Origin of the sequence: Kitasatospora sp. NPDC056783, assembly GCF_042789895.1 — a bacterium.
Taxonomy (GTDB): Bacteria; Actinomycetota; Actinomycetes; order Streptomycetales; family Streptomycetaceae; genus Kitasatospora.
Map to the genome: position 1 here is coordinate 1 of NZ_JBHUAF010000018.1, position 13,098 is coordinate 13,098.

The following is a 13,098-nucleotide window of genomic DNA, read 5'->3' on the forward strand; positions in this document are numbered from 1 at the left end:
CTCGACGCCCGTGGGCCCGGGACGCGCACCATGGGCGCGTCACCGGCGGGCGGGGTCCGCGCGGTGTCAGTCCGAGCGGCGGTGTGCTGCCGTGGTGGCGAGCGCGAGGGCCAGGCCGATCGCGCCCAGGGCCGCCGCGATCCACAGCGACGACGTGTGGCCCCGGCCCGCCGAGAGCGCCGCGCCCGCCAGCAGCGGGCCGCCCGCGTTGCCGACGTTGAACGCCGAGACGTTGGCCGCCGACGCGAGGTTGTCGGCCCCTCGGGCCGCTTCCAGGACCCGCGTCTGGGAGGGCGGGATCACCGCGGCCCCGACGACGCCGAAGAGGAGGAAGCCGGCGATCGCGGCGGGCTTGCTGTGCACGGCGGGGATCAGGAGCGCGGAGACGAGCGTGATCCCGGCGAGTGCCCCGTAGAGCGTGGGCAGCAGCGCGCGGTCGGCGAGCCGGCCGGCCAGCGGGGTGCCCACGACCATGCCGACGCCGATCAGGACCAGTACGAGCGGGACCGTGCGGTCGTCGAAACCGGTGACCTCGGTGAGCAGGGGCGTGATGAAGGTGAGGACGGCGAGGTAGGGCGCCCAGCCGAAGGCGGTCGCCGCCAGGGCGAGCCAGACCCGGCCGTGCCGGAAGGCCGCCAGCTCCCGGCGGAAGCCGGTGTCCTGCTGTCGGGGAATCGGCGGGACCAGCGTCGCGATCGCGGCCAGCAGCACCGCGCCGATGGCGGCCACCCCCCAGAACGCGGCGCGCCAGCCGAGTGCCTGACCCAGCGCGGTGCCGCCGGGGACGCCGAGGACATTGGCGAGGCTCAGCCCCATGAAGACCGTGGCGATGGCACTGGCCTTGCGGTCCGGCGCGACGAGACCCGCGGCCACGACGGCGGCGGTCCCCACGTAGGCGCCTCCGGCGAGTGCCGAGAGCACCCGCCCGACGAGCAGCGCGCCGTACCCGGGGGCCAGTGCGCTGAGCAGAGCGGCCGCCGTGAACAGGCCGACCAGCCAGAGCAGCAGGTGCTTGCGGGGGAGCCTCGCGCCCAGGACCGTGAGCAGGGGGGCGCCCACCACCATGCCCACGGCGTAGCCGGACACGAGCAGGCCCGCGGTGGGCAGCGAGACGCCGAAGTCCGTGGCCACGTTGGGGAGCAGGCCGGCGATGACCACCTCGGTGGTGCCGACGGCGAAGGCTCCGAGCGCGAGGGCCGACAGGGGGGCGATCCCCGCTCTGCGGGGAGGGGCGTCGGGCGTTCGGGTATGGGGCGGGACTGCCACGAGATCGTTGGTCACGCCGTTCAGCATCGCTCCGCTTCCCGCCGGGAACAGCGCCCGTCCGCGCAACGATCGGTAAACCTGGCTTACCGATCGGTCGCGGGTGCGGGGCCCGGGGCGTTCGACGAGCGGGGCTCCCGGCCCGCGATCCTCAGCCCCCGGCCTTCTCCCCGGCGGTCCCCAGTTCGGCCGCCAACTCCGCGGCCGCCTCGACGAAGGCCCGCACCCGCGCCGTCTCTCCCGACGTGCGCCACACCAGCCCGTACTCCACCGGCTCCGCGTCGCTGAACGGCACGTACACCACGCCCCTCGGGGTGTAGCGCGCCGCGACATCGGCGCCGACGGGGGAGATCCCCTGCCCGGCACCGACCATGGCCAGGGTCTCCTGCATCGTCGCCGCCGACCTGCCCCGCCGCACCGGCTGCCCGCTCGGGGTGTACGGCGGCGCCAGGTGCTCCTGCCAGTAGTCCGGGACATCGCCCGAGCACCCGAACACCCGGTCCCGTGCCAGGTCCTCCAGGGAGACCGACCGCCGCTTGGCGAGCGTGTGATTGGCCGGGACGGCGAGCATCCGGGGCACCCGGAGCACGACCGGACCACGGGTCAGGTCGGGCTCCTCGACCGGGAAGTGGGTGACCAGGACGTCCACCCGGCCGGTGCGCAGCGGGCCGAGCAGGTCGCTGAGCTGGGTCTCGTGGATCCGCACCTCCGTGTCCGGATGGGCGCGGCCGAAGGCCCGCGCCGCGTCCATCACGAACTCGCCGGTCGCGCTCCCCAGGTATCCGACCGGCAGCACGCCCGCGAAGCCCCGCGCCTCGGCCTGTGCCCGGGCCACGCCCTGTTGGACACGCCGGTAGCCGGGTTCGACCTCCTCGTGCAGCCGGCGGCCGAGAGGCGTGAGGCGCACCGTGCGGCTGGTCCGTTCGAAGAGGGGAGCGCCGATGCGGCGCTCCAGGCTCCGGATCGTCTGGCTGATCCTGGCGCGCGAGACGTGCAGCCGTTCGGCCGTTCGGCCGAAGTGCAGCTCGTCGGCGAGGATCAGGAAGCTCTCGATCTCCAGTCTTTCCAGCACCCGGCCGACGGTACCTCGTGGACGGACGCCGCGGTGCTTCGACGAGGTGCCGGCTTTCCTCCTGGACGTCGCGGCCCCCGCGCCGCGCGGCACCGAGGGGGCGGCGGGGACTCCCGTGGCGGTCGTCGCCGCCGGACCTCCCGGGACGGAGACGCGGCCTACCGGAGACGCGGCCGGTCGGGGGCACGGCCGGTCGGCGCGCGCCGCGACGGGTTCGCTCGGCCGGACGGCGGTGATCTCGACCGGACCGCCGGACCGCCGGACCGCCAGGACATCGAAGGGGCCTCCGGATCAGCAGGACGTCAGCCCGTGACCGAGCCGCGACCACCGGAATCCGGGTACCGGCATCGATGTCAGTGGTGCGTGCAAGGATCGCCGACATGACCGAGGAGACCTTCGACTGGCGCTCGTTCCTGACCCGGTGGAGCGAGGAGTGGGCCGGCACGTACGGGAGCGTGGACGAGCTTCCGGCCGCCGACGACGCGACGGCGTGGCACGCGCGGTGGCTCGGCCGCGCGCCCGCTTCCGGGGAACGGATCACGGCGGTCGAGGAGCGGCTGGGGCACCGGCTTCCGCCGTCCTACCGGGCGTTCCTGGAGGTCACCGACGGCTGGCAGCACGCGGGCGGCTTCGTCTACCGGCTGGCCGGCAGCGGCGAGGCCCACTGGCACGAGGACGCGTTCGGGCTCAGCGAGTACTTCGGCGAGGGCGAACTCGAGGGCATGTGGGCGCGCGCTCTCCAACTGGACGTCGAGTCGGACATGACGACCGTCCTGCTGGACCCGCTCGCCGTCGGCGAGGACGGCGAGTGGGCGGTCTACTGCCACAAGTCGTGGGCGCACAGCGAACCCACCCGGTACGGGTCCTTCCGGGAGTTCATGCTCGACATGTACCGGGAGTTCCACAGCCTCACCGCCCACAGCCAAGGCCCGGCGTTCGTCAACGACACCACCCGCCGGCTGGACGCCCGGGTGGAGACGGCGCGGCTGGACGCGCTGCGCGGCGAGCACGAGCGGGCGGCCGCCGCGCTCACCGAGGCCGCCGGATTCGGCCGGCCCCGGGCCGTGGGCATGGTCGACCAGCTGCGCCGCTGCCACGGGCGGACGTACACCGTGCACTACGGCGGGCTGGCCCAGGACCCGCTCTACCGCGGCGAGTTCATCCCCCTCCTGGCGGTCGAGCAGGTGAGAAGGGGCTGGGACACGGCCTCCTGGACTCGTGAGACGGGCTCCGGGTCCGACGAGCAGCGGCAGACGGCCGACGAGATCCTGCGCGAGGTGACGGAGCGGACGTACCGCTACACCGCGCGGGGCCCGTTCGGCGAAGCCGTCGAGCGCGCCCGCGAACAGGCCCGCTGGGGGCGGACGGAGGCGGCCTGGCGCACGCTGCTCGCCTCGATCCCCCGGTGGACACCGCTCGGGCCCGACCACCTCGCACCGGTCGGCCTGCTCGCCGACCCGATCCTCGGCCCGCTGATCACACCGGACCGGAGCCGGGAACTGCTGGCCACCCCCCGGGGCCCGGAGGCGGCGGCGCACAGCGGGGAGACCGGTGAGGCCCGGGAGGCCGAAGCGGAAGACGGTCTCGCCTGGCTGGCCGATCCGCCGTCGGACAGCCGCCGCTCCGCGGCGTACCGCTTCGTCCTGGTGGAGGGGGCCGGACCGGGCGAGCTGCCCGCACGGCTGGGCGGTCGGGACGCGGTGCTCGACGCGCCGGCGACATCCTGGGAGCTGGGTGGGCGCAGGTTCCTGGGAGGGGTGAGTTCGACGTACGACGACTGCCCGGTCGTCACCGTCGGCCACGCGGGCGGCTCGGGTTGGAGCTTCGCCCTGGACCTGTCCGCGAGGGACTACTACGACCCCCGCTTCGTGTCTCCCGCCGTCGCCGCCTCCCGGGGCGCGGCTCTGCGGGACGGCGCCATGCCGTTCGGCGCCCGGGCCGTGGTGGTGTGGTGCGCACCGGAGCGCGAGCTGTTCCATCTCTCCGTCGCCGAGCGCGGCATCGAGCGGTACGCCTTCACCGTCGACGGCCCCGAGGTCCGTCGCAGCGGCGGCCCGATACCGCCCGGGCTCGACCCGGACACCCTGTTCGCCGCCCCGGCCGTCCCCGACGAGGGCGCACCGGACCGCACGGGCGAGCGGCGGGCGCTGACGGCGATCGCGGCCGAGTTCGGGGTGAGCCTGCCCCGGTTCGCGATCACCGAGGGCCGGCTGCACAGCTTCACGACCCGCTCCTGGACCCGCCCACCGGGGCCGGGCGAGACCTACACGGTCATCACCGTCGGGGGCCCGCCCGCGTAGGCCGGCGCGATGGCGGGGACGGACGGACAGGACCCGTTCCCGCAGCCGCTGTCGGCAGTGGGGGATCACTCCTTCCGAGCGATACCGCGTACCGGTTCCCCGAGGGGTCGGCTGATCGGATGACCCGGCCGTCCACCGACCGGTGCCGGGGGAGCGGCCGGGCCGCCGATGTCACCCCGGGGGTGGTGGCGAAGGATGGGTGGTGCCGTCCCGCCGCGTGGAGGAGCCTGCGATGACCGACCGCCCGCCGACCCCGGCCCATCGGGCCGGCCGGACCGCCGCGCTCGCGGTGCTCGCCACCGCCGTGCTCGCCGGGTGCGGCCAGGCCACACCGGCGCCCGCGCCCACGTCCTCCTCTGCCACGACGGCTGCGGTCCCGGCCCCGGCCCCGGCCCCTGCTCCGGCTCCGGCTGAGGCCACCACCCCGGTGCCGGCGCCGGCTTCGGCGTCCCCGGCCCCGGCCCTCCTGGTCACCGACTTCGGGGCCGACACCGTCACCTTCGTCGACCCGTCCCGTACCGGGCCCGCCGCCGACCTCGGCTCGGTCCGGGTGGGCACCGCCCCGTACGGGCTCGCCGTCGGCCCCGACGGCACCGCGTGGGTGGCCACCGCCGAGGGCGTCGCCGTCGTCGACACCCGCACCCGCGCGCGCACCGCGCTGATCCCGTACGAGACCCGCACCGGGCCCGTCACCACCGGCGAGTACCGGGGCGGCGGCATGGGCATCGCCCTGTCCCCCGACGGCGCCCGGGTCTACGTCGGCGTCAACGTGCCCGGCGGCAACGGCACGATGGAGGTCGTCGACACCGCCACCCGCAAGGTCGTCCGGGTCGTGCCGGTCGGCCGCCGGCCCTTCGACGTGGACGTCTCCGGCGACGGCCGGCACGTCTACGTCACCGATCACGACTCCTTCGACGTCACCACGGTCGACACCGGCACGTGGGCCACCCGCCGGATCGAGGTCGCGCCGTACGGCACCAAGGGCGGCCTCGGCTCCTGGCTCAAGCCCCACTACACGGCCGTCCGGCCCTCCGACGGCGCCCTGTTGCTGCCCTTCGAGGGCGAGCGCCTGGCGGTCGTCGACCCGGTGAGCGGGCGGGTCGACATCGAGCCGATGACCGCCGACGCCCACCAGCACGGCGTCACCATCGCCCCCGACGGCACCCTCTACGTGGTGGCCACCGGCCCGATCGACCCCGCCGTCGACGCCGGCCCCTCGCTCACCGTCCGCGCCCCGGACGGCACCGAACGCGTCATCCCGCTCGACGGACCGCACGAGAGCGTCACGCTCTCCCCGGACGGCCGCACCGCCTACGTCTCCGGCGGTTTCACCCGCGAGGGCGGCTGGGACGGCCTCACCGTGGTCGACACCGCCACCGGCGCGACCGTCAGGCTGCCCGTCGGCCACCTCCCGCTGGCCGTCGCCGTCCTGCCCTGACGAGGACACCCGCCGGCCCGGCCCGCTCGTCATCCGAAGGGCACCGAACCCCGGCGGACCGTTACGGCAGGTCAGGGCGAGGTGCCCGAGTGATGCTGGTCTCACCGTCAGGAATACGGAGGGTGAAATGTTCCTCTGTAGGGGGATTTTCGCGACCGAAGTGGTTTTACGGGAACCGTCCGGCCTCATAGGCTCCGCCACCGTGAGCGATTCCCCCTCAAAGCGCCACTGGCGCATGTCGGTATTCCTCTGGATCGGGCTGCCCGTCATAGCCCTCATCGGCCTGGCCAAGGCCGCGCCTGATCTCGTGCCGGCGTGGAAGGCGCAGAGCGGCAGCGGGGTCACCGGGACGTTCACCGCCGCCCGGGAGTCCTGCAGCCACGGGTCCTGCGACTTCTACGGCGACTGGAGGGCGGCGGACGGCACGTCCACGCGCACGGACGTCCTCCTCTACGACGGGCCGGATTCCCTGCGGATCGGAGCCACGGCGGAGGCCCGGGACGCCGGCGCCGCCGGCGGCGTCTTCTCCACGGAGGGCGGCTCCTCCTACCTGCTGGTGACGGCCTTCGCCGTCGGCGGTCTGGCGGCGGCCATCGCCTGGCCGGTGTTCCTCTGGCGCACCTGGCGCACCTGGCGTTCTTCGCGGGGGCACGCGGCTGCTTCGTCACCGGAGCCGGCCGAAGCGGCCGTGTGACCCCGTGTGACCCCGTGTGACCCGGAATCGAGAACGAACGCGATTGGGCAGGTTGCCGAACCGGGCCGGAATCGTTTCGGTGGCGGCGGGGGAGCGGGCCGATGGAAAGCCGGGCCCGATGTCCGGGAGACGTGCCGGTAGGGTGCGCTGTCATGGCTGACGACTGGCGGGACGACAGGATCGGCAGTGCCCTGAAGGGTGTCAACCCCACGGTGCTGCGGCGGCTTGACGCGGGCTTCGCGGTGATCGGCGACGTGCAGTTCCTGCCGGGGTATTCGGTCCTTCTGGTGGACGAGCCCGGTGTACGGCGCCTGTCCGATCTTCCGCGGAGCAGGCGCATGGCCTTCCTGGCGGACATGGACCGGCTGGGTGAGGCCGTGGAGCGGGCCTGCCGGCGTCTGGATCCGGAGTTCCGGCGCGTGAACCTGGAGATCCTCGGCAACACCGACGACTTCCTCCACGCACACGTGTGGCCCCGGTTCGAGTGGGAGAGCCCGGATCTCGTCCGCCGCCCGGTGTGGCTGTACCCGGCGGAGAGCTGGCGCGACCCCGCGAACGCGCTCGGACCGCGGTACGACCCCTGGCGCGAGGCGATCGGCCAGGAGCTCGACGCCCTGTCCGCGCCGACCGCCGGGCCGCGAAGCGCGGGATGAGGCGCACCGGGAAGGAGCGGTCGTGCCACGGGCCGGCGGCCGCTCAGCGGAAGGCGTCGCGCATCTCCGCGTAGCGGGCGCTGTGCATCTGCCACACCCAGGTCGCGCGCAGCATGTCGCCTACGGTGCGCACGAACTCCTCGACTTCCTCCCTCCGTTCGCGGGCGCCGATCCGAACGGCCGCCGTTTCCAGGGCCGCGCTGGCGGCCAGGAACTCGGCGGTGAGGCTCCGGGTACGGCCCATGGTGGCGGCGAAGGCCTGCGCGAGGGTGAGCCGGGGACGGTTGAGGGCCTCGACGACGACGGCGTTGGCGTCGCACCGCTCGCGCAGTTCCCGGGGGAAGGAGAAGACGTCGTTGGACAGGCAGCACACGGCACCGGTCCGGTGGGTGACCAGGTCCAGCAGGTCCACCAGGTCCTCGGTGCCGGATTCGACGAGGGCCCGCCGGGCGAGGAAGCGGCCGGCGGCGAACTCGCCGAAGCCGATCGCGGCCGGTATGCCGGAGATGACGATCCGGCGCTCGGTGTACTCCTCGACGCTCGGCAGGAGTCCGGAGGCGCTCGCGTTCTGGTCGCGGCACATCATTCCCACGTGCTCGACCCACTGCCGGACGAACCGTTCGTACCACTCACGGGTCGAGCCGTCGCGCAGTTCCGCCAGGACCAGCAGCATCGCTTCCTCGACGGCGTCCTCGGCGCGCCCGGCGTCGGTGCCGGCGTCGGTGCCGGCGGTTCGGCACAGTGCGAGGATCCGTTCCCGGGTCCGGGCGGCCCGGGTGCGCTCCTCGTCGGACATGGCGGCGAACTTCTCGCGCCCGATGGTGTCGTCGAGGTACCAGTCGAGCGTGTAGGCCTTGGCGATGACGGTGAGCCGGTCGAGGCTCGCGCGGGGGTTGAGGTAGGCCTCCATGTCGGCGACGTGGTCGCTGAGGCCCGCCAGCCAGATCCCGTGCCGCCGGGCGAAGCGCCGGACCGTGGTGACGGCCTCCTGCACACGGGGGTTGGGCGCGAACCCGTGGCAGTACTCCTCGACGGCGAACCCGTCGTGATCGAAGACCTCCCGCAAGCGGAAGGGTTTCACCGACCGTGACGAGAGCCGCTCGAACTCCGCCGCGAGCCGGGCGAAGCGTTCGGCGTGCACGGCCGTGTACGGGACGGTCCGGGCCATCTCGGGGCCTCCTTCCGCTGCCTCAGTCCTGGTCCCGCCACGACTCACCCGACTCCTCCGGCCGTACGGTCCGGAGTCCTTCGGCGTCGAGGGCGACGTCGAGCGGTACGGCGCCGAGCCGTCGCCACGCCGTACGGGCGTCGGCCAGTGGTGCGCCGTCGGTGCCGACGGCGATGACGCAGTCCCCGCCCACGGCGCCGGAACTCTTGGCGGTCGCACCGCAGTCGGTGGCCGCGTGCGTCAACCGCGCCATCCGCTCGGCCTGCTGCGGGGCGATGCGGCGGGCGAGGTCCTCCAGCAGGGCGCCGTACGCGGAGATCGCGCCCCGGTACGCGGGCCAGTCCGCGTCCCGCGAGGCGGCCCAGAAGCGGTCGAGTTCGGTGGTCAGGGCCGCGACGAAGCCGTCCACCTCGGCTTTCGCGCCCAACCGGTGGAACCTGTCGATGCCGGCCGCGGTGTCGCAGGCGATCCCGCTCCAGGCCACGGCGAGACGCAGCCCGGGTGGGACGGTGGCGGGTTCGGCGTGCGGGGTCCCGTGCGCGGTGCGGTAGCCGACCCACCCTCCGTGGAGGCTGGCGGCCACGTCGCCGCCGCTGCCGCGGCCGTGTTGGTGGGCGCGGTGGACGTCGACGGCGGCCGGCAGCAGGGCCCGGCGCAGGACCGTCGAGGAGACGTCGTGGCCCGCGGCGGCGGCGAGGGCGCCGAGGACGGCCACGACGCTCGCCGCGCTGCCGCCGAGCCCGAGCTTGCGACCGGCCCCCCAGCCGTGGCCCCGGACCGTCACGTGCAGCGGTCCGGGGCCGGCGAACGCGGTGCGTCCGGCCCGGACGGCCTCGACGAGCAACCGGGCTCCGTGGTCCCGGGGCACGTCGTCGAGCGGGGCGTCGACGCCGAGGTCGGGCGCGCTGAGCCACCAGCCGTCCGCGTGGGGCGCGACCCGGCACTCGATGCCGGAGTCGACGGCGGCGAGCAGGGCCCGCCCGCCGTGGAGCACGGCGTACTCCCCGATGACGAACAGGCTTCCCGGCGCGAACACCGCCGCCCCGCCGGGGGCGTCAGGCCGGCCCATGCGGTCGGGCCTCCTCTCCCCCGGGGCCCGGGAGGACGCCGGACGCGGCCCAGGCGGGGGCCTCCCGTAGGATGCGGGGCGCGCCGCCGGGGCGCGAGCGCAGGACCCGCAGGACGCCCGGGACAGCGGCGAGGGCCCGCTCGACGCGCCGGGAGTCGCCGGGTTCGCAGAGCACCTTGACCTGCGGTCCGGCGTCGATGGTGAAGAACGCCGGTACCCCGCTCTCCCGCAGCCGCCACACCTCGCGGATCACGGCGACGGTGGCGGCCTCCCAGTACAGCAGGGGCGGGTCGGCGCCGAGCGCGGTGGCGTGCATGCGCAGGGCGTTGCGTTCGGCCACCGTGCCCAGGGTGGTGAGGTCGCGGGAGCGCACGGCTTCCCGGACGGCGGCGAGGTCCGCCTCGCCCGCCGTGAGCCAGGCGTCGAAGAAGGGCGACGTCGTCCGGGTGCGGCGCATCCCCTCGCGGGACGGAACGCGTTTGGGGCCGGTGCCGGTCACCGCGACGAGCACCGCCAGGGGCCAGTGTTCCGCGGGCGCGACCTGGGTGACGGCGCCGGCGTCGTCACCGGGCCGCCACTGGACGAATCCGCCGAGCATCGAGCGGCACGCCGAGCCGGAGCCCTGCCGGGCGAGCGCGGCCAGCCGGTCGCCGGACGGCGGATCGGCCGCGAACGCCGCCAGCGCCGTGGTCAGCGCGGCGTAGGCCGAGGCCGAGGACGCCAAGCCGGCGGCGACGGGGAAGTTCGAGACGACCAGGGCGTCGAGCGGGCGCTCGATGCCCAGCTGTGCGCGCGCCCGCGCCACGAACCGCCCCAGGTCCGCCACGGGCCCGGGAGGGGCCCAGGCGACACGGTCCGCGGCCGCCCGCGGCCGCTCCTCGACGCGGGCGCCCGAGGTGAGCCCGTCGAGCGTCAGTGACAGGCTGGTACCCGCCGGCTGGTGACCGGCCCCCGGCGCCCTGCCCCAGTACTTCACCAGCGCGACGTTCGCGTTGGCCACGGCCCAGGTCACGGCCGGGCCCTCGCCGAGCGGACCCGGCCCCGGACGCCGGCCGGAGGCGAAACCCGCGTGAAACCCGCCATATTCCGATGATGCACCCGGAGAAAAGCAACGCAAAGCGAGCGCGTGATTCCGGACCGAATTCCATCGGGTGAACAACGGCCGTATCCCTCATCGGGTGCATTCCGGCGGTAGCATGGAACCGCCCCTTTTGCACCACTCCAGGGAAGAGGGTCATGACTTCCCGATTGCCGGGATTCTACCGGCTCCCCATGCAGGAACGTCGGAATCTCATCGCCGAATCCGTCGGTCTTTCGACCTCCGACCGTTCGGCACTCGCGAATGAGAATCCCCTCGGAACCGCCCAAGCCGACCTTATGATCGAAAACGCCGTCGGAATATTTTCTTTGCCTTACGGTGTAGCCGTCAATTTCCTCGTGAACGGGCGTGACTACCTCGTACCGATGGTGACGGAGGAACCCTCCATCGTGGCCGCGGCCTCGTACGCCGCCCGCCTCATCCGGGACAGCGGCGGCATCGAGGCCGAAGCGGACCCCTCCCTGATGACGGGCCAGATCCACGTCATCGACCTCCCCGACGCCGAGACGGCGGCGGCCCGCCTCGAACAGGCCGCTCCCCGCCTGGTCCAGGAGGCCCGCGCCCTCCAGCCCCGGATGACCGCCCGCGGCTGCGGGGCCCGTGCGATCACCGCCACCGTGCTGCCCGACGGCACCCTGCTCGTCCACCTCGAAGCCGACGTCGGCGACGCCATGGGCGCCAACGCCGTCAACACCCTGGTGGAGGCGATGGCCCCGCACGTCGTCGACGTGACCGGGGGCACGGCCAACATCCGCATCGTCTCCAACCTCGCCGACCGGCGCCTCGCCCGGGCCGGCGCCACCGTCCCGCAGCACCTGCTGCGCACCCGCGAACGCACCGGCGACGACGTGGCCCACCGCATCGCCCGGGCCTGCGACCTCGCCGCGCAGAGCCCCCACCGGGCGGCCACCCACAACAAGGGCATCATGAACGGCATCGACTCCATCGCCCTGGCGACCGGCCAGGACTGGAGAGCCATCGAAGCCGGTGCCCACGCCTACGCCGCCCAGGACGGCAGCTACCAGCCGCTCGCCACCTGGCGGCACACCGACGACTGCCTCCACGGCCGGATCGAGATCCCCCTCGCCGTCGGCACGGTGGGCGCCCGCATCAGCAGCAACCCCCGGGCCGGCCTGTCGCTGCGCCTGCTCGGCGTCAGCGGCGCCCGCGAACTGGCCGCCGTCATGGCCGCCGTGGGCCTGGCCCAGAACCTCGCCGCCCTGCGCGCGCTCGCGGACGAGGGCATCCAGCGCGGCCACATGGCGCTCCACCAGCGCACCGACGACCACCAGCGCACCGACGACCACCAGCGCACCGACGACCATCCGCCCACCGCGCCCGCGCCCGCGCCGCCTCGCCCCCCACGCGCGCCCTCATGACGCTCCGTACGAGCACCCGGAGCGCACCGGGGAAGGTGATCCTCTTCGGCGAGCACGCGGTCGGCTACGGCCGGCCCGCCATCGCGACCCCGATCGACCGCGGGCTCACCCTCACCGCCACCCTGCGCGACGGCGAACCCGGCACCCGCGACGGCGAACCCGGCACCCCGGTGGTCGGTCCGCCGTCGGAGGACGCGCGGCGCCTGGCGGCCGCGCTCGGCACGGCGGCGGCCTGCTTCTCCCTGGCCCCCCACCGGATCGCGCTCGGCATCGTGTCCGACCTCCCGGCCCGCTGCGGCCTCGGCAGCTCGGCCGCCCTCAGCGTCACCCTGCTCCGCGCGCTCGCGGACCTCTGCCGCGGCGCCCTCGGCCGGGCCGAACTCCTGGAACGGGCCGGGGCGGTCGAGGCCGCCTTCCACGGAACGTCCTCCGGTCTCGACGTGGCGGCGGTCGGACTCGGCGGAACCGTCTGGTTCCAGCGGACCGCCAGCCCCCGCGCGACACTGCTACCCGTCGGGCGGGCCTTCGACCTGGTGGTGGCGACCACCGCGCGGCGGCGCTCCACCGCCCACCAGGTCAGCGAGGTGCGCCGGTGCGCGCAGGACCGGCCCGACGTCCTGGACCGGCACTTCACCCGTCTCGGCGGCCTCGCCGCGGCCGGGCGCGAGGCGCTGCGCACCGGCGACCTCACCGCCCTGGGCGTCCTCCTGGACGAGGCGCAGGAACCGCTGGCGGACCTGGGCCTGTCCACCCCGGCCCTCGACCGCGCGATCGCCACCGCGCGTACGGCCGGCGCCCTCGGCGCCAAGCTCACCGGGGCGGGCGGCGGCGGCGCCGTCGTCGCGCTCGCCCCCGGCAACGCTCCGGCCGTCGCCGCCGTTCTTCGCGCCGCGGGCTACGGCGCGTTCGTCAGCCACGTCGACGCGGCCCGCCCGTCGGACTGCCCCGGCACGAGCTGACGAC

At 74.7% G+C, this 13,098-nt stretch carries 11 protein-coding genes; 6 read left to right on the top strand and 5 right to left on the bottom strand.

The window, feature by feature from the left end:
* Nucleotides 1-66: 66 nt before the first annotated feature.
* Nucleotides 67-1,281 carry an MFS transporter gene (locus ACFRMQ_RS05050; protein ID WP_380727033.1) on the bottom strand — a complete coding sequence of 405 codons (1,215 nt, stop codon included), beginning with the start codon at nt 1,279-1,281 and terminating at the stop codon, nt 67-69.
* 133 nt (nt 1,282-1,414) lie between these two features.
* Nucleotides 1,415-2,335, bottom strand: coding sequence for a LysR family transcriptional regulator (locus tag ACFRMQ_RS05055; RefSeq protein WP_380727035.1), 921 nt, complete (start codon nt 2,333-2,335; stop codon nt 1,415-1,417).
* A 380-nt stretch (nt 2,336-2,715) separates the two neighbouring features.
* Here ACFRMQ_RS05055 and ACFRMQ_RS05060 point away from each other — a divergent pair, with 380 nt between their 5' ends.
* From ACFRMQ_RS05060 to ACFRMQ_RS05075, 4 genes are all read left to right on the top strand, one after another.
* Nucleotides 2,716-4,635, top strand: coding sequence for an SMI1/KNR4 family protein (locus ACFRMQ_RS05060; protein WP_380727037.1), 1,920 nt, complete (start codon nt 2,716-2,718; stop codon nt 4,633-4,635).
* Nucleotides 4,636-4,867: 232 nt separating this feature from the next.
* Nucleotides 4,868-6,073 (top strand): YncE family protein, encoded by a 1,206-nt coding sequence (locus ACFRMQ_RS05065; protein ID WP_380727039.1) that lies wholly within the window; start codon nt 4,868-4,870, stop codon nt 6,071-6,073.
* Between the two features lie 202 nt (nt 6,074-6,275).
* The gene (locus ACFRMQ_RS05070) at nt 6,276-6,767 is read left to right on the top strand and encodes a hypothetical protein (protein WP_380727041.1); all 492 of its coding nucleotides are present in this window, start codon (nt 6,276-6,278) and stop codon (nt 6,765-6,767) included.
* A gap of 152 nt (nt 6,768-6,919) precedes the next feature.
* On the top strand, nt 6,920-7,420 hold the full coding sequence (locus ACFRMQ_RS05075; RefSeq protein WP_380727043.1) for an HIT family protein: 501 nt from the start codon (nt 6,920-6,922) through the stop codon (nt 7,418-7,420).
* Nucleotides 7,421-7,463: 43 nt separating this feature from the next.
* Here the strand turns inward: ACFRMQ_RS05075 and ACFRMQ_RS05080 are convergent, their stop codons facing one another.
* From ACFRMQ_RS05080 to mvaD, 3 genes are read right to left on the bottom strand one after another with little or no spacing between them, the layout of a single operon-like run.
* The gene (locus ACFRMQ_RS05080; protein ID WP_380727045.1) at nt 7,464-8,588 is read right to left on the bottom strand and encodes a terpene synthase family protein; all 1,125 of its coding nucleotides are present in this window, start codon (nt 8,586-8,588) and stop codon (nt 7,464-7,466) included.
* 22 nt (nt 8,589-8,610) lie between these two features.
* Nucleotides 8,611-9,657 carry a mevalonate kinase gene (locus ACFRMQ_RS05085; RefSeq protein ID WP_380727047.1) on the bottom strand — a complete coding sequence of 349 codons (1,047 nt, stop codon included), beginning with the start codon at nt 9,655-9,657 and terminating at the stop codon, nt 8,611-8,613.
* A complete protein-coding gene (mvaD, locus tag ACFRMQ_RS05090) occupies nt 9,644-10,669 on the bottom strand; it encodes a diphosphomevalonate decarboxylase (RefSeq protein ID WP_380727049.1) in 1,026 nt (341 codons plus the stop codon). The genes ACFRMQ_RS05085 and mvaD overlap by 14 nt, the downstream gene beginning before the upstream one ends.
* A gap of 224 nt (nt 10,670-10,893) precedes the next feature.
* On the opposite strand from mvaD, the gene ACFRMQ_RS05095 reads away from it, so the two are divergent.
* Nucleotides 10,894-12,135 (top strand): hydroxymethylglutaryl-CoA reductase, degradative, encoded by a 1,242-nt coding sequence (locus ACFRMQ_RS05095; protein ID WP_380727051.1) that lies wholly within the window; start codon nt 10,894-10,896, stop codon nt 12,133-12,135.
* On the top strand, nt 12,132-13,094 hold the full coding sequence (gene mvk / locus ACFRMQ_RS05100; RefSeq protein ID WP_380727053.1) for a mevalonate kinase: 963 nt from the start codon (nt 12,132-12,134) through the stop codon (nt 13,092-13,094). The genes ACFRMQ_RS05095 and mvk overlap by 4 nt, the downstream gene beginning before the upstream one ends.
* The last annotated feature ends 4 nt before the right edge of the window (nt 13,095-13,098 follow it).

Coding starts and splice junctions, on each gene's coding strand:
- ACFRMQ_RS05065 (WP_380727039.1), top strand. CDS start 4,868: ATGACCGACCGCCCGCCGACCCCGGCCCATCGGGCCGGCCGGACCGCC.
- ACFRMQ_RS05085 (WP_380727047.1), bottom strand. CDS start 9,657: ATGGGCCGGCCTGACGCCCCCGGCGGGGCGGCGGTGTTCGCGCCGGGA.
- ACFRMQ_RS05080 (WP_380727045.1), bottom strand. CDS start 8,588: ATGGCCCGGACCGTCCCGTACACGGCCGTGCACGCCGAACGCTTCGCC.
- mvk (WP_380727053.1), top strand. CDS start 12,132: ATGACGCTCCGTACGAGCACCCGGAGCGCACCGGGGAAGGTGATCCTC.
- ACFRMQ_RS05060 (WP_380727037.1), top strand. CDS start 2,716: ATGACCGAGGAGACCTTCGACTGGCGCTCGTTCCTGACCCGGTGGAGC.
- ACFRMQ_RS05095 (WP_380727051.1), top strand. CDS start 10,894: ATGACTTCCCGATTGCCGGGATTCTACCGGCTCCCCATGCAGGAACGT.
- ACFRMQ_RS05075 (WP_380727043.1), top strand. CDS start 6,920: ATGGCTGACGACTGGCGGGACGACAGGATCGGCAGTGCCCTGAAGGGT.